The organism is Actinosynnema sp. NPDC037264 (assembly GCF_055603705.1).
Genome location: NZ_JBVJVK010000005.1, coordinates 90,726 through 105,141, shown reverse-complemented (window position 1 = coordinate 105,141; position 14,416 = coordinate 90,726). Strand labels below are relative to the sequence as shown.

Annotated in this window: 16 protein-coding genes; 7 read left to right on the top strand and 9 right to left on the bottom strand. The window is 72.9% G+C overall.

Annotation, left to right across the window (positions count from 1 at the left end):
- Window positions 1-125: 125 nt before the first annotated feature.
- Window positions 126-344, top strand: coding sequence for a hypothetical protein (locus ACZ7GX_RS08465; RefSeq protein ID WP_498774294.1), 219 nt, complete (start codon window positions 126-128; stop codon window positions 342-344).
- Between the two features lie 46 nt (window positions 345-390).
- Here the strand turns inward: ACZ7GX_RS08465 and ACZ7GX_RS08460 are convergent, their stop codons facing one another.
- Window positions 391-690 carry a YciI family protein gene (locus ACZ7GX_RS08460; RefSeq protein WP_498774292.1) on the bottom strand — a complete coding sequence of 100 codons (300 nt, stop codon included), beginning with the start codon at window positions 688-690 and terminating at the stop codon, window positions 391-393.
- A gap of 193 nt (window positions 691-883) precedes the next feature.
- Between ACZ7GX_RS08460 and trpS the strand changes: the two genes are divergently transcribed.
- The gene (gene trpS, locus ACZ7GX_RS08455) at window positions 884-1,849 is read left to right on the top strand and encodes a tryptophan--tRNA ligase (RefSeq protein ID WP_498774290.1); all 966 of its coding nucleotides are present in this window, start codon (window positions 884-886) and stop codon (window positions 1,847-1,849) included.
- 70 nt (window positions 1,850-1,919) lie between these two features.
- Here trpS and ACZ7GX_RS08450 read toward each other — a convergent pair whose 3' ends face one another.
- Genes ACZ7GX_RS08450 through ACZ7GX_RS08440 form a run of 3 tightly spaced genes read right to left on the bottom strand, consistent with a single transcriptional unit; the run spans window position 1,920 to window position 4,780 of the window.
- Window positions 1,920-2,735 carry a (deoxy)nucleoside triphosphate pyrophosphohydrolase gene (locus ACZ7GX_RS08450; RefSeq protein WP_498774288.1) on the bottom strand — a complete coding sequence of 272 codons (816 nt, stop codon included), beginning with the start codon at window positions 2,733-2,735 and terminating at the stop codon, window positions 1,920-1,922.
- A gap of 27 nt (window positions 2,736-2,762) precedes the next feature.
- The gene (locus ACZ7GX_RS08445) at window positions 2,763-4,049 is read right to left on the bottom strand and encodes a sensor histidine kinase (protein WP_498774286.1); all 1,287 of its coding nucleotides are present in this window, start codon (window positions 4,047-4,049) and stop codon (window positions 2,763-2,765) included.
- Entirely contained in the window at window positions 4,046-4,780 is a 735-nt protein-coding gene (locus ACZ7GX_RS08440; RefSeq protein ID WP_053723208.1) for a response regulator transcription factor, read from the bottom strand. The genes ACZ7GX_RS08445 and ACZ7GX_RS08440 overlap by 4 nt, the downstream gene beginning before the upstream one ends.
- A gap of 140 nt (window positions 4,781-4,920) precedes the next feature.
- Between ACZ7GX_RS08440 and ACZ7GX_RS08435 the strand changes: the two genes are divergently transcribed.
- From ACZ7GX_RS08435 to ACZ7GX_RS08420, 4 genes are read left to right on the top strand one after another with little or no spacing between them, the layout of a single operon-like run.
- The gene (locus tag ACZ7GX_RS08435; protein ID WP_498774284.1) at window positions 4,921-6,069 is read left to right on the top strand and encodes a LolA family protein; all 1,149 of its coding nucleotides are present in this window, start codon (window positions 4,921-4,923) and stop codon (window positions 6,067-6,069) included.
- Window positions 6,066-7,079 carry an ABC transporter ATP-binding protein gene (locus ACZ7GX_RS08430; protein WP_498774282.1) on the top strand — a complete coding sequence of 338 codons (1,014 nt, stop codon included), beginning with the start codon at window positions 6,066-6,068 and terminating at the stop codon, window positions 7,077-7,079. The genes ACZ7GX_RS08435 and ACZ7GX_RS08430 overlap by 4 nt, the downstream gene beginning before the upstream one ends.
- Entirely contained in the window at window positions 7,076-7,909 is an 834-nt protein-coding gene (locus ACZ7GX_RS08425; protein WP_498774280.1) for an ABC transporter permease, read from the top strand. The genes ACZ7GX_RS08430 and ACZ7GX_RS08425 overlap by 4 nt, the downstream gene beginning before the upstream one ends.
- 15 nt (window positions 7,910-7,924) lie before the next feature.
- Complete coding sequence (locus ACZ7GX_RS08420) at window positions 7,925-8,440, top strand: GNAT family N-acetyltransferase (protein ID WP_498774278.1); 516 nt, start codon at window positions 7,925-7,927, stop codon at window positions 8,438-8,440.
- Between the two features lie 9 nt (window positions 8,441-8,449).
- Here the strand turns inward: ACZ7GX_RS08420 and ACZ7GX_RS08415 are convergent, their stop codons facing one another.
- The 4 genes from ACZ7GX_RS08415 to ACZ7GX_RS08400 all read right to left on the bottom strand — a co-directional run bounded on the left by ACZ7GX_RS08415 (window position 8,450) and on the right by ACZ7GX_RS08400 (window position 12,498).
- The gene (locus ACZ7GX_RS08415) at window positions 8,450-8,818 is read right to left on the bottom strand and encodes a YrdB family protein (RefSeq protein ID WP_498774276.1); all 369 of its coding nucleotides are present in this window, start codon (window positions 8,816-8,818) and stop codon (window positions 8,450-8,452) included.
- 61 nt (window positions 8,819-8,879) lie between these two features.
- Window positions 8,880-9,851 carry an ABC transporter ATP-binding protein gene (locus tag ACZ7GX_RS08410; RefSeq protein WP_498774274.1) on the bottom strand — a complete coding sequence of 324 codons (972 nt, stop codon included), beginning with the start codon at window positions 9,849-9,851 and terminating at the stop codon, window positions 8,880-8,882.
- Window positions 9,851-11,488 (bottom strand): ABC transporter permease, encoded by a 1,638-nt coding sequence (locus tag ACZ7GX_RS08405; protein WP_498774272.1) that lies wholly within the window; start codon window positions 11,486-11,488, stop codon window positions 9,851-9,853. Before ACZ7GX_RS08405 ends, ACZ7GX_RS08410 begins: the two co-directional genes overlap by 1 nt.
- A complete protein-coding gene (locus tag ACZ7GX_RS08400; RefSeq protein ID WP_498774270.1) occupies window positions 11,464-12,498 on the bottom strand; it encodes a thiamine ABC transporter substrate-binding protein in 1,035 nt (344 codons plus the stop codon). Before ACZ7GX_RS08400 ends, ACZ7GX_RS08405 begins: the two co-directional genes overlap by 25 nt.
- 137 nt (window positions 12,499-12,635) lie before the next feature.
- Between ACZ7GX_RS08400 and ACZ7GX_RS08395 the strand changes: the two genes are divergently transcribed.
- Window positions 12,636-12,929, top strand: coding sequence for a 4a-hydroxytetrahydrobiopterin dehydratase (locus ACZ7GX_RS08395; protein WP_498774268.1), 294 nt, complete (start codon window positions 12,636-12,638; stop codon window positions 12,927-12,929).
- Here ACZ7GX_RS08395 and ACZ7GX_RS08390 read toward each other — a convergent pair.
- Window positions 12,885-14,099 (bottom strand): mannosyltransferase, encoded by a 1,215-nt coding sequence (locus ACZ7GX_RS08390; RefSeq protein ID WP_498774266.1) that lies wholly within the window; start codon window positions 14,097-14,099, stop codon window positions 12,885-12,887. The genes ACZ7GX_RS08395 and ACZ7GX_RS08390 overlap by 45 nt on opposite strands.
- Window positions 14,100-14,416: the final 317 nt, after the last annotated feature.

Below are 14,416 nucleotides of genomic sequence, written 5' to 3'. Positions count from 1 at the left end.
TGCGAGGGAAGCCAGGCGCCGGACGTTGGATCGCGCGCAGCCTGAGTACAGCTTACCGGGCGCAGTGCCCTTACCACACACGGACGGCAGGTGAGGTCAGCCTCACCTACTCTGAGGACACCCGGATGAGTGGAGCACGCCGCGTGGGCAAGGTCAAGGTGAAGAAGAAGTGCTGCCGTTCGACGCCGAGGTGCAAGAGCTGTCCGGTCGTGGTGCTGCTCAAGGCGCGGGAGAAGGCCGCGAAGAAGGCCGCCAAGCAGGAGCGCAAGGAGCGCAAGAAGGCCGGCAAGGCGGATGGGGCGAAGGCGGGGAAGAAGGCCGGCAAGAAGAAGGTGGCCGCGTGAGGGCCACCGCCCGGCCGACGCCGGGTGGGACGGGGCCGCCCGCGGGCTAGCCCATCACCGCTTCGTTGATCCTGGCCAGCTCCGGCGCGGTCCGGGTGGCCTGGAACTCCACCACCTGGTACTTCGCCAGCTTGGCGGTCGCGAACGGGTCGGTCGCCAGCAGCGCGTCCAGCTTCCCGCGCGACATCGGCCGCGCGATGATCACGCCGCCCACGCGGGGCACCTGACGGCCCGAGGCCAGGAAGTGCCCGGCCTCGTACTGCTTCTTCAGCCACTCCACGTGGTCCGGGAGCGCGTAGTCGACCTCGTCCAGCGGTGCGGTGTACTCCAGCAGCACGACGTACATAGAAGAAATGTAGACCCGTGACACACCCGGGTAACACGCTAGGATCGCGGCTATGCGCACTCTTTACCCGTTCTGGTGGTCCGCCTTCCGGCGGCCCTGAGAACTGCGCGTCAGACGAACGCAGGCCGCCCGCCGGGGCGGCCTTCGTGCTTTCGGGGGTCACGTCGAGCGGGCACACCCCGAAGGGATCACCATGATCAGGCTGTCCGCGATCACCCCGTCCGGTCCCGTCCAGCTGGGCAACTACCTCGGCGCGATCAGGCGGTGGGCCGCCGAGGGCACCGAAGAGGACGTCTACTTCATCAGCGACCTGCACGCGATGACGACGTCGCACAACCCGTCACGACTGCGATCGCTGACCCGGGAGCAGTTGGCGGTGCTCATCGCCGCCGGCGTCGATCCGCGGTCGGTGGCCGTGCAGTCCGACCTGGTCCGCGAGCTGGGCGCGTTGACGTGGGTGCTGGAGTGCACCTGCACGTACGGCGAGGCGGCCCGGATGATCCAGTTCAAGGAGAAGTCGGCGGGCCGGTCGTCGGTCCGGTTGAGCCTGCTCACGTACCCGGTGCTGATGGCGGCCGACATCCTGCTGCAGGGCGCGCACGAGGTGCCGGTCGGTGACGACCAGCGGCAGCACGTGGAGCTGGCGCGGGTGCTGGCGCGCCGGTTCAACGGCACGTACGGCGAGGTGTTCGTGATGCCGCGCTCGGTCGTGCCGCCGACCGCGTCACGGGTCCGCGACCTGGCCGATCCGTCGCGGAAGATGGCCAAGACGGCGAAGGACGCGGCGGGCACGGTCTTCGTGCTCGACCCGCCTGACCTGGTGCGGCGCAAGATCCGGCGGGCGGTGACCGACGACCGGGGCGAGGTGCGCTACGCGCCGGAGGAGCAGCCGGGCGTGGCGAACCTGCTGGAGATCCTGGCGGCGTGCACGCGGAAGGACCCGGAGGAGCTGGCGGGTTCGCTGAAGGACTACTCGGAGCTGAAGGAGGCGACGGCGGACGCGGTGGTCGAGGAGCTGCGGCCCGTGCGCGAGGTGACGCAGGGGCTGCTCGACGACCCGGCCGAGCTGGAGCGGGCGCGGGCGCACGGCGCGGAGCGCTCCCGTGAGCGCTGCGGTCACCGCCTCGACGCCGCCCTGCGCATGTCCGGCCTGGGCTGACTGCGCAAGTCGAACGCTCAGGTCCCGCGAACGCAGGACACGCGGGACCCGGGCGTTCGACGCGCGGGGGTCAGGAGAGGAGGGGGTGGAGGGCGGGGAGGAGGACGCGGTCGGCGGGGAGCCAGTCGACGGTGTCCAGGCCGGCGGAGGTCAGCCAGCGGACGGCCTGGTGGTCGGTCGGGGTCGGGGTGCCGGAGGTCAGGGTGGCCGTGTAGGCGCGGAGGATCAGGTCGGAGCGGAGGGGGATGTCCGGGCCGATCTGGTCGCCCGGGGCGACGGTCACGCCCAGTTCCTCCGAGCACTCGCGGATCACGGCGGCGTGGTCGGTTTCGCCCGGCTCGACGCGTCCGCCCGGCAGTTCCCACTTGCCGGCGGCCTCGGGCGGGTAACTGCGTTGCTGGGCCAGGAGCAGGCCGTCACGAATGATCGCCGCACCTACTACTACGCGCGCGCTCAGCAGGTCGATGCTGCGCGCGGACACGGCGGCGGCACGGGCTTCCAGGACTTTCAGGGCCAGGCCGCGCCCCACCAGGACGTCCGCCAGCCGCCCGAACGGGCCGCCGGGGCTGGACCACTCGACGGAATCGACCACCATCGTGCCGCCGCCGGTGTGCAGCAGGTCCGTGACCAGCGTGAACCTCGGCAACGGCCCACCGACCAGCTCCGCCGACACCCCCGTGGTGTCGGCCCGCGTCACGACCAGCGTCCCGGTCACCGGCCCCACGGACCCGGCCAGCGACGCGCCCGCGAACAGCACCGGCGCGCCACCCGTGATCCGCACGCCCAGCCCTCGCACGGCTCGGGCCAGCAGTCGCGCGTCCAGCAGCGCGGCGGCGACGGTCCGCAGCGGCGCGTCGACCAGGGTGGTGGTTCTCAGCTCGGGCACGGTCGCCGATCCTGCCGGCCGCGCCCGTCACCGGTAGAGCGGCCAGCGCACCTCCAGCCGGGCGCCGCCCTCCGGCGACTCGCCCGCCCGGATCGTCCCGCGCCGCCGCCGCACCAGGTGCGCCACCAGCGCGAGCCCCAGCCCGAACCCGCCGGTGGCCCGTCCCCGGTCCGATTCGACCCGGTAGAAGCGGTCGAACACCTTCTCCCGGTGCTCTTCGGGGATGCCGTGCCCGTCGTCGTCGACCAGCAACCGCACCTCGCGCACGGCCGGCAGCACGGAGATCCGGATGAACGTCCGGGCGTACCGGGCGGCGTTGCGCAGCAGGTTGTCCAGCACCAGCTCGACCTCCGCGCCCGCGGCGGAGACCAGGCACGCGCTCATCGGCGCGGCCAGCTGCACGAGCAGCTCCGTCTCCCCCAGCCGGTCGACGGCGGCCTGCGCCTGCAGCACCAGATCGACGGGCTCGGCGCGCGGCAGCTCGCCGGTGTCCGCGCGCGCCAGGATCAGCAACGCGTCCACCAGCGCGGACAGCCGTTCGGACTCCTCCACCACCGATTCGAGCACCTCGATGGAGAAGTCCGGGTCGGGGTGCGCCACCGCCACCTCGGCCTGCGCCCGCACGGACGTCACGGGCGACCGCAGCTCGTGCGCGGCGTCGCCGGTGAACCGGCGCAGCCGTTCGGTGGCCTCGTCGCGGCGGGCCAGCAGGGCGTTCAACGCCTCGGCGAGCGCTTGCAGCTCGTCCCGCGCGGCCGGCACGGGCAGCCGCCGGCCGCGCGGCAGCTCCGCCGCGGCCACCCGCATCCGCTCCACTGGCCTCAACGACGACCGCACGGCCAGCCACGTCGCGATCCCGACCAGGCCCGCGACCAGCACCGCGGCCACCGCGAGCCACCGCGTGCCCAGCTGGTTCGCCTCGCGGTAGCCGACCAGCGTGTCGCCGGCGACGTGCAGCCGGGGCGTGCCGTCGGCGGCGAACTCCACCCGGCCGACCCACCGGTGCGCGCTGGGGCCGTCGATCCGCAGCACGGGTTCGCCGGACTTGAGCGCGCGGATCTCCGCCGCGGTCAGGTCGGGTTTCGGCCCGCCGTCCAGCGGGTTGCCCGCGGTGTCGAGCACCCGCGTGTTCTCCGCCTTGGCCAGCTCCCGGTCCACCGCGTTGACCTGCACGTACCCGATCAGCTGGGGTGCGAGGAGGGTGAACGCGAGCAGGCACAGCAGGGCCACGCCGGTCGCCACGACGGTGATCCGGAACCGCAGCGTCCGCCGCAGCCACCACCGGCGCGGTGGCCACCACCGGCGCGGGTTCACCTGCGCCTGGTCCCCGCCGAACCCAGCGCCGCGTCGAGGTCGGGCGTGGACGCCAGGTAGCCGTGGCCGCGCACGGTGCGCACGACCTCGCCCGCGCCCATCGCGTCGAGCTTGCGCCGCAGGTAGCCGACGTAGACCTCGACCGCGTTGCGGGTGGCGGCCTGCTCGTCGCCCCACACCGTGCGCAGCAGCTCGTCCTTGGTCACGACGGATCCGGCCCGGCTGGCCAGCACGTCGAGCACGGCGTACTCGCGCGGCGACAGCGACACCGGCTCGCCGGCCCAGCTCACCTCGCGCATGGCGCGGTCCACCACCAGCTCGCCCAGCTTGAGCCTGCGCCGCGCCAGGTCGGCGGAGTTGCGCCGCAGCAACGCCCGGACCTGCGCCACGAGCACCACGAACGAGAACGGTTTCACCAGGTAGCCGTCGGCGCCGAGGTCGAGGCCGTCGGCCTGGTCGACCTCGCCGTCCTTGGCCGACACCATCAGCACGGGCGTGCGCACCCCCTCGGCGCGCATCCGCTGCAACACCCGGTAGCCGGACAGGCCGGGCAGCATGATGTCCAGCAGCACCACGTCGAACGCGCCGGTCAACGCCACGCGCAGGGCGTTGGGGCCGTCGGCGGCGGTCACCACCTCCATGCCCTCCGCGGACAGGCCGCGTTCCAACGCACGCCGCACGCCGATCTCGTCGTCCACAACCAGCACCCGTGGTCTCACGTCCCACAGCATGCCCCGTGAGGAGGACAATCGGCGCGGGAGTCTCAGTCCGCTCTCAGCGTCCGGGCCGCTCTCAGCTCGATCTCAGGGCTCGCGGAGGAGTGTCTGGGTTGTCGGGTCGCAAGGGGCTGCCCGGTAGGAGGAGGGGACACATGAACCGGAGAAGGGTGACCGTCGTGGCGGCGGCGGTAGGCGTGGTCGCCGGTGCGACCGGGCTCGGGCTCCTCGCGATGCCCGCCGGCGCCGGTCCCGCACCGGTGCTGCCGGACGTGAGCGCCGAGGCGCTGGTCGAGTCCGTGCTGAACGCCCAGCCGGCCGCGTTCGGCGGCACGGTGGACGTGGACAACGACCTGGGCATCCCGGCGATCGCCGGCGTGCCGCAGGCCTCGGACGGCGCCAGCAACCTGCGCGTCTGGACCGACGGCCAGGGCAAGCTCCGGGTGCAGCTGCCCAGCGGCGACTCCGAGCGCACGTTCGTCGACGACGGCCAGACGGCGTGGCTGTGGGACTCGGCCGAGCAGACCGTGACGAAGATGCCGCACGGCGCGTTCGAGCACGGCAAGCCGGAGCTCGGCGGCGAGCAGCAGGCCGTGCCGACGGACCCGGTGACGCTGTCGCGGCAGGTGGTGGCGGCGATCCAGGAGTACAGCGACGTCACCGTCGACGGCACCGCCCGGGTGGCGAACCGGCCGGTGTACGAGCTGGTGCTGACGCCGAAGCCGACCGAGAAGACGGTGCTGCGCGAGGTGCGCGTCGCGGTCGACTCGGAGCTGCGGGTGCCGCTGCGGGTGGCCGTGCTGACCAACGGCACGGACGCGCCTGCCATGCAGGTCGGGTTCTCCGAGCTGAACGTCGGCCCGCAGGACGCGTCGCTGTTCGCGTTCACGCCGCCGGCCGGCGCTAAGGTGACCGAGCCCGAGGTCGACGAGCCGTCGGCCGAGGACAAGGCCGCCGCCGAGCGGGCGTTCACCGAGGCGAACCCGCAGGTCATCGGCGAGGGCTGGGACGTCGTGCTGGCCGCCCGCGTGACGGACGAGGCCCTGAGCGGTCTCGCCGACGTGCAGGGCGAGCAGGGTCGGCAGGGCGAGCGCGAGGGCCGTTGGCAGGAGCGCGGCGAAGGCGGGGACGTCGACGTGCAGGGCCTGATCAAGCAGCTGGGCAAGCCGGTCAGCGGCGAGTGGGGATCGGGCACGCTCATCACCACCCGGGTCGGCGGCCTGCTGATCGCCGACGACGGCCGGGTGGCCGCGGGCGCGGTGCCGGAGCAGGTGCTCGTGGACGCGATCGGCCAGGTCAAGTGAGTACCTCGACCAGCGCGCGGGTGGAGCCGGTGAGCACCGGCTCCACCCCGGTCCACGCGGCCCGGACGCGGGGACTGCGCAAGGTGTACGGGCGCACGGTCGCGGTGGACCGGGTGGACCTCGACGTGCCGCGGGGGGCGGTGCTCGGGATGCTCGGCCCCAACGGGTCGGGCAAGACCACCACGATCCGCATGCTGCTCGGGCTCGTGCGGCCGACCGAGGGCGAGGTCGAGCTGCTCGGCAAGGCGTTGCCCGACGGCGTCGCGGAGGCGTTGCCGCACGTGGGCGCGCTGGTCGAGGGTCCGGGTTTCCACCCGTTCCTGTCGGGGCGGGAGAACCTGCGGCGGGCGGCGGCCTTCGAGCCGCTGCTCGCCTCGGGCGACATCAAGCAGGCCGTCGAGGACGCGTTGGAGCGGGTCGGCCTCGCCGCCGCCGCGCACCGGCGCTACCGGGGGTACTCGCTGGGCATGAAGCAGCGGCTGGGGCTGGCCTCGGCGCTGCTGGTGAAGCGGAAGCTGATCGTGCTGGACGAGCCGACCAACGGGCTGGACCCGGCGGGCACGCGCGAGGTGCGCAAGGTGATCGCGGACCTGCACGAGGCGGGCAGCACGGTCGTCGTGTCGTCGCACCTGCTCAGCGAGATCGAGGCGACGTGCACGCACGTGGCCGTGCTGCACCGGGGAACCGTGGTGGCGCAAGGGGAACTGGCCGAGCTGCTGCACGCGGACAGCAGCGCGCTGCTGATCGTCACGCCGGACGTGGACGACGCGCTGAACGCGTTGCGCGCCGGTCGGATCTCGGCGCGCCCGATCGAGGAGGGCGTGCGGGTCGAGCTGATCGGCACGACCGCGCCCGTGGTGGTGCGGACGCTGGTGGACGCGGGGGTCGAGGTGCACGAGGCGCGTCGTCACCGCACCGGTCTGGAGGACCTGTTCGCCCGGCTCACCGAGGCCGAGGAGTCCGAGCACAACCTGTCCGCCGTGGACACGATCGAGGAGGGGTCCCGATGAGCGCGCTGGTCGCCGCGCGCGCTCCGCTGGGCAGGCAACTGCGCTCGGAGCTGCGCTGGATCGTGCGCCGGCCGCGGACGGTGATCGGGCTGGCGTCGCTGTGCCTGGTGCCGATCCTGGCCGGGATCGGCCTGTGGTTCGCCACCGACGGCGACGGTCCGGCGGGGCCGGGCCTGGCCGCCATCATCGCGGGCAACGGGCTCGTGCTGCCGGTGTTCACGCTGTTCCTGGCGCTGCCGCTGCTGCTGCCGCTGGTCGGCGCGATCTGGGCGGCGGACGGGTTGGCCGGCGAGGCGCAGCACGGCACGTTGCGCGGGTTGATGATCTCGCCGGTGGGTCGGCTGCGGCTGCTGGGGATCAAGGCGTTCGGCGTGGCCACGATGACGTTGTTCGCGGTGACGTTGATCGCGTTCGTCGGCGCGATCACCGGTGTGGTGCTGTTCGGCGGCGAGGGGATGCTCACGCTGTCGGGGTCCACGCTGTCGTTCGGCGCGGCGCTCGGGCGGATCGTGCTGACGATCCTGCTGGTCACCGTGCAGGTGTGGGGTGTGGCGGCGATCGCGATGGCGATCTCGGCGTGCACCGAGCACCCGTTGGTGGTGATGGCGGCGACGATGGCCGGTGTGATCGTGTTCGCGGTGCTGGGCGTCTTCAGCGCGTTGGACTGGCTGCACCCGTACCTCATCACGTCCGCGTGGGAGGGCCTGGTCGACGTGATGCGCGACCCGTTGCCGACCGAGGGGTTGTGGCGCAGCACGGCGTTGGCGGGGTGCTACGTGCTGATCGGGCTGTCATTGGCGGCAATGCGGTTGGCCACCAAGGACAACTAGCCGACAATCGGCGACGTGGACGTGGTGTCGTTGGAGACCGGGCGGTTGGTGCTGCGCGGGTTCGTCGAGTCCGATGTGGACGCGGTGGCGTGGCTGCTGGCCGAGCCGCGGGTGATGCGGTACATCGAGGACGGCAAGCCGGTGTCGCGGGCGGACGTGGAGCGGGTCGTGCTGCCGAAGCTGCTCGGCGGCGGGTGGTGGGCCGCGCACCTGAAGGGGTCGGGGGACTTCATCGGGTGGTTCGAGCTGAGCGCGGCGGGCGGGGGTGTGGCCGAGCTGGGGTACCGGCTGCACCCCGACCACTGGGGGCGCGGGTACGCCGCGGAGGGCGCGGCGGCGTTGGTGGAGCACGGGCGCGCGACGGGGTTGACGCGGGTCGTGGCGTACGCGATGGCGGTGAACACCGGGTCGCGGCGGGTGTTGGAGAAGGTCGGGTTGGCGCACGTGCGGACGTTCCACGAGGAGTGGCCCGACTACATCGAGGGCGCCGAGCACGGGGACGTGGAGTACGCGCTCGACCTCGCCCGATGACGGCGTGGTTCAGCCGTCCTTGGCGAAGACCCTGGTGAGGGCGGCGAACCCGATCCCGGTGACCGCGAGCAGGATGCCGGCCACCGGCCACCCCGACCGCGCCACCGCCAGGCCGGCGGCCCCGAACAGGACGAGCTCCACCAGGAACCGGCCGGGCTCGGGCAGCCGCCGCCGCGCGCGGGGCGCGATGGCCGCGCCCCAGACGACCGCCGCCGTCACCGGCAGCAGGACGGCGAGGGCCACGCCGAGCACCGCTCCGCCGCCGAGGCGAGCGCCGGCCGCGGCCAGTCCACCCAGCAGGGCCAGCTCGGTGAGGAAGCGGGAGATCAGCACGAAGCCCGCGAGGCCGCGCAGGTCGGTCACCGGCTTGGAGGTCACGGCCGGGAGCCTACGTGCGGCGGCGAGGCGGCCGGGCGAAGGGCGTCGCCGGGCGGTCGGCTCACCCGATGACCGCGACGCCGTCGTGGTCCACGGACAGGGTGACCCGGTCGCCGGGTGACGGTGGGGTGGCGACCGGGGCGACCGCCTCGAAGTCCTCGCCCGCCAGCCGCACGAGCAGCCGCACGTGGTCGCGGCGGTGGACGCGTTCCAGGACCTCCGCCTCGACGGCGCCGGCCGGGTCGGCGCGCAGTGCCGTCGCACGCAGGCCGACCCGCGCCCGCACGCCCACGAAGCGCTCGGCGTCCTCAGGCGACAGGACCTTGCCGCACCCGAGGAACCGGGCGGTCTCGACGTCGGACGGGTTCTTCCACACCGCGGCCGGCTCGCCGACCTGCACGATGCGACCCGCCCGCATCACCGCCACCCGGTCGGCCAGGGTGAACGCCTCGTCGTGGTCGTGGGTCACCACCAGCGCGGTCGCGCCCGTGTCGCGCAGCAGCCGCGCCAGGTCGACCGCCAGCTGCTCCCGCAACGCCCGGTCGAGGGCGGACAGCGGTTCGTCCAGCAGGAGCAGCCTGGGGCGTGGCGCGAGGGCGCGGGCCAGGGCCACCCGTTGCTGCTCGCCACCGGACAGCTCGGTCACGCGGCGCTCGGCGTAGCCCGCCAGGCCGACCAGGTCCAGCAGCGAGGCCACCCGCTTCTCGCGCGCCTCCCGCTCCACCCGGCGCATCCGCAGCCCGAACGCCACGTTGCCCGCCACGTCGCGGTGCGGGAACAGCTGGCCGTCCTGGAACACCAACCCGAAACCCCGCCGGTGCACGGGGGTGCCGGCCAGGTCGACGCCGTCCCACGACACGGTGCCCGCGGTAGGCGGTTCCAGCCCGGCCACGGCGCGCAGCAACGTCGACTTGCCGCACCCGGACGGCCCGAGCAGCGCCACCACCTCGCCGTCCCCGATGGACAGGTCCACCTCGGACACCGCGGTCACCGGCCCGTAGGCCACGCTCAACCCGCCGACCCGCAACGACATCAGAACTCCCCGCCGCTCGGCACGCGCAACCGCTCGATCACGAGCACGGCCACCGTGGTCACCACCATCAGCAACGCGCACGCCGCGTAGGCCATCTGGCTGTTCAGCTCACCCGGCCGGGACATCAGCCGCGCGATCACCACCGGCAGCGTCGGCGCGTCCGGCCGGGCCAGGAAGCTCGTCGCGCCGAACTCGCCCAGCGCCACCACGAACCCGAACCCGGCCGCCGCCAGCAGCGACCGCGACGCCAGCGGGAGGTCCACCTCGCGCCACACCCGCCACGGGCTCGCGCCCAACGTCGCCGCCGCCTGCCGCAGCCGCTCGTCCACCGCGCGCAGCACCGGCAGCACGATCCGCACGATCAACGGGGTCACCACCAGCGCCTGCGCCAACGGCACCAGCAGCGGTGAGGTGCGGAAGTCGCCGGGCAGCGCGTCCATCGTGATCAGGTAGCCGAAGCCGAGCGTCACGGCGGACACGCCCAGCGGCAGCATCAGCGCGGTGTCCAGGGTCTCCGCGAACCAGGACCGGTGCCGCCGCAGCCCCACCAGGACGATCGAGGACGTCACGCCGACCAGCAGCGCCACCAGCGTGGCGTCGGTGGCCGTGCGCACCGAGTTCAGCGCCGCGTCCAGGCCGGACACCGCCAGCGTGCCGCGCTCCCCCGTGCCCGCCAGCGCCGCGTACCCGGCGAAGCTCCAGCCGTCGTCGGTGGCCAGGGATCGGGCGATCAGCCCCACGACCGGGGCCAGCAGCGCCGCCACGACCAGCCACGCCGCGACGACCACGCCCCACTCGCCGCCGGTGGGCCGGCGGGGTGGCTCGATCCGCAGCGACAGAGACTTCTCGCGCTTGCGGCGGGCCAGGCCGCCGATCACGAGCACCGCGATCACGGCGACGAACTGGACCAGCGACAGCGCGGCGGCGCCCGACAGGTCGAACAGCTCCACCGTGCGCAGGTAGATCTCGGTCTCCACGGTGCGGTGCCGCGCGCCGCCGAGCACCAGCACCACGCCGAAGCTGGTGGCGCAGAACAGGAACACCACCGACGCCGCCGACCCGATCGCCGGCGCCAACGACGGCAGCACGACGGAGGTGAACGCGCGGGCGCGGGACGCGCCCAGGGCCCGTGCCGCGTCCTCCGCCCGCCGGTCGACCCGAGCCCACAGGCCGCCGACCGTGCGGGCGACCACGGCGACGTTGAAGAACGCGTTGGCCAGCACGATCGGCAGCACGCCGCCGTCGGGCCACAACGCCCGGAACGCCAGCCCCACCACCACGGTCGGCAGCACGAACGGCACCATCACCGCCGCGCGCACCAGCCCCGTGCCCCGGACCCGGCACCGGGCCAGCAGGAACGCCACCGGCAGGCCCGTGACCAGCGCCAACGTCGTCGCCGCGGCGGCCTGGCCGAGGGTGAACCCGACCAGGTCCCACGTGTCGGCCCGGGCGAGGACCGGCAGCACGCCGCCCTCGTCCAGGCCGAGCGCGACGATCGCCAGCACCGGCCACGCGAAGAACACGCCCAGGAACGCCAGCGGCAGCAGCGCGGCGAGCGACCAGGCCAGGCGAGGGCTCGGACGTCGTCGCTGGGGTGGACCCGGCCGTGTGCTCAGCCCTGGACCAACGCGCGCCACTGCTGGACCCACCGCTCGCGGTTCGCGTCGACCTCGGCGGCCGGCAGCGACCGCGCGGAGGCGGGCAGCGGCGCGGCCTTCGTCCACGCCTCCGGCAGCGCGACGCCCTCCCGCGACGGGTAGACGTACATCTGGCCCGGCACGTCGGCCTGCACCTGCTCGCCGAGCAGGAAGTCCAGGACCTTCTTCGCGTCCTCGGCGTTCTTCGCGCCGTTCAGCACGCCCGCGTACTCGACCTGGCGGTAGCACGTGTCCAGCAGCGCCTTGGTGCGCGGCGCGCCGTCGTCACCGATCTCCGCGGACGGCGACGACGCGTAGGACACCACGATCGGCCGCGGCCCCTTGCCGCTGGAGCCGGAGAAGTCCTGCGTGTAGGCCTCCTCCCAGCCGCTGACGACCTTCACGCCGTTGGCCTTGAGCTGGCCCCAGTAGTTCTGCCAGTTCTGCTCGCCGAACGTGGCGATCGTGCCGAGCAGGAACGCCAGGCCCGGGGAGGACGTCGCCGGGTCCTCGACCACCAGCATGTCCTTGTACTTCGGGTCGGCCAGGTCGGCGTACTGCTTGGGCTCGCCGACGTCCTTGAACGCCGCGACGTCGATGTTCAGGCACACGTCGCCGACGTCGACGGCGTGCAGCCGGTTCGGCGGGTCGAGCTGGTAGCGCTGCGCGCCCTGCTGCGCCTCGGGGCTCGCGTACTCGGCGAACACCCCCTCCTTCAGGGCGCGGGACGCGAACGTGGAGTCCACGCCGAAGGCGACGTCGCCGATCGGGGCGTCCTTGGTCAGGACCAGCTTGTTCGTCACCTCGCCGGCGTCACCACTGGCCAGGGGCTTGATCGTGATGCCGGTGTCGGCCTTGAACTGCTCCAGCAGCCCGGGGCTGAGGGCGAACGAGTCGTGCGTCACCAGCGTGACGACCCGCTCCCCCGGCGGAGGCGTGCTGGACGTGGTCACCGAGCAGGCCGTGAGCAGCGCGAACGCGGTCACGGCGGGCAGCACTCGTCGGAACATCATCTCTCCCTACACCGGCATGACCCGGATCAGGTGTGGACGGTCGAAGGCTCGCGCGCCTTCCTCTCAGCCCGGCGCAGCACCGGACTCCCGTGGCGAACGCGCAGCTTACCCCGCTCGGTGGGACGATCGGGGCCATGGCCGAGCTGCTGACCGACGACCAGGTGACCGCCGCGCTGACCTCGTTGCCCTCGTGGCAGGCGAAGGACGCCGCGCTGGTGCGCACGGTGGAGCTGGAGAGCTTCGCCCAGGCGCTGCAGGTGGTGAACCGGGTGGCGGAGATCGCGGAGAACGACAACCACCACCCCGACATCGACATCCGCTGGCGCACGCTCACGTTCCGCTGCGGCACGCACTCCAGCGGCGGGATCACCGCGCTGGACGTGTCACTCGCGGAGGAGATCGACGGGGTGCTCGACGTCTTCCTGTGACGTCGACGACGTCCGCTGCCGGAGCACCACGGCGACCGTGACGAGCGTGAGCACGCCCACGGCCGGGTACACCCAGCCCAGCGCCGAGTAGTACCAGGGGCGCGAGACGATCCAGATCGACGGCTGCGTCTTGAGCAGGAACGAGATCAGGTAGCTGCCGATCGCCAGGATCCACGCGACGGCCGTGATCGTGGCGAGCCGGTGCTTGGCCGCGTAGACGAGCCACATCAGCGCGGGCACCGCCCACACCCAGTGGTGGCTCCACGAGATCGGCGACACGAGCAGGCCGAGGAACTGGACGGACACGATCATCGCCACCACGTCCTTGGCCTTCACCGACGCGTGCAGCGCGAACCCCGTGAGCACGGCGGCGACCACGACGGCGCCCAGGAAGATCGGCCCGGTCCCGATGTCGTACCCGACCGTGCGGGACAGCGCGCCGCGCAGCGACTGGTTGATCGCCGAACCGACCGGGCCGACGCGGGAGGCGTCGCCGAGCAGGTGGAACCAGTACTCGGTCGACAGGCGCGGCGAGATCAGGTAGCCGAGCCCGACCGTGCCGAAGAACGCCACGACCGACCACACGGCGGCCTGGTAGCGGCGGTTGACCAGGAAGTAGAGGCCGGAGATGGCGGGCGTGAGCTTCAACCCGGCCGCGATGCCGACGCCCGCGCCCTGCCGCCAGTTGCGGGCGTCGACCATGGCGGCGAGCAGGAGGGCGGCCAGGACCAGGTTGATCTGCCCGTAGTTCAGGGTCGTGCGGACCGGCTCGACCCACACGAACAGGCCGGTCCACAGCATCGCGCGGCGCGGGTCGTTGCTGCCGACGAGCTGGAGGGACTTGCGGGTGACGAACCACAGGCAGGCGAGGCAGGCGAGCTGCCAGAACCAGCGGGCCACGCCCCACGGCACCCACGACAGCGGCACGAAGACCAGCGCGGAGAACGGCGGGTAGGTGAACGGCAGGGCGAACTGGTCGGAGAACTCCTTGAGCCGCCAGTCGTAGAGGAAACCGGTGAACAGCTCGGGTGAGGCGTTCCGGTAGACCATCAGGTCCACCATGGTCATCTTGGTCTGGAACGCCACCATCGCCAGGTGCCCGAGCAGGGACGCGCCCAGGATCCACGGCGCGACGGCGAGCACCCGCCCCTCAAGTGCGCGCAGTCCCACTGCCTCTACCTCCACGATCGTGTGAATTACACGACTGTCGGGCCACGAAACCGGGTACCCGGACGTCAAGACGAGTGGGAGATCAACGCAAGGGGAAAAATCGCATGACCACCGACATCGTCGTGTTCGCCGTCTCTGCCCTGGCCATGCTCGCCACCGCGGGGGGCGTCTTCGCCCTGGCCCGCCACAGCCGCAACCAGGTGCGCTGACGCCTTCAGCACAGTACCGGGGGGGGGGGGGGGGGGGGGGGGGGGGGGGGGGGGGGAGCGAGGGGGGGGGGGGGGGGGGTTCTTGTTATCGGCCTCCGTCGCTCGGTT

Bases quoted from the DNA above. Each gene is read 5' to 3' on its own strand.
- ACZ7GX_RS08400 (WP_498774270.1), bottom strand. From the start codon at position 12,498: ATGTTCCGACGAGTGCTGCCCGCCGTGACCGCGTTCGCGCTGCTCACG.
- ACZ7GX_RS08435 (WP_498774284.1), top strand. From the start codon at position 4,921: ATGAACCGGAGAAGGGTGACCGTCGTGGCGGCGGCGGTAGGCGTGGTC.
- ACZ7GX_RS08460 (WP_498774292.1), bottom strand. From the start codon at position 690: ATGTACGTCGTGCTGCTGGAGTACACCGCACCGCTGGACGAGGTCGAC.
- ACZ7GX_RS08465 (WP_498774294.1), top strand. From the start codon at position 126: ATGAGTGGAGCACGCCGCGTGGGCAAGGTCAAGGTGAAGAAGAAGTGC.
- ACZ7GX_RS08440 (WP_053723208.1), bottom strand. From the start codon at position 4,780: ATGCTGTGGGACGTGAGACCACGGGTGCTGGTTGTGGACGACGAGATC.
- ACZ7GX_RS08410 (WP_498774274.1), bottom strand. From the start codon at position 9,851: ATGTCGTTGCGGGTCGGCGGGTTGAGCGTGGCCTACGGGCCGGTGACC.
- trpS (WP_498774290.1), top strand. From the start codon at position 884: ATGATCAGGCTGTCCGCGATCACCCCGTCCGGTCCCGTCCAGCTGGGC.
- ACZ7GX_RS08425 (WP_498774280.1), top strand. From the start codon at position 7,076: ATGAGCGCGCTGGTCGCCGCGCGCGCTCCGCTGGGCAGGCAACTGCGC.
- ACZ7GX_RS08395 (WP_498774268.1), top strand. From the start codon at position 12,636: ATGGCCGAGCTGCTGACCGACGACCAGGTGACCGCCGCGCTGACCTCG.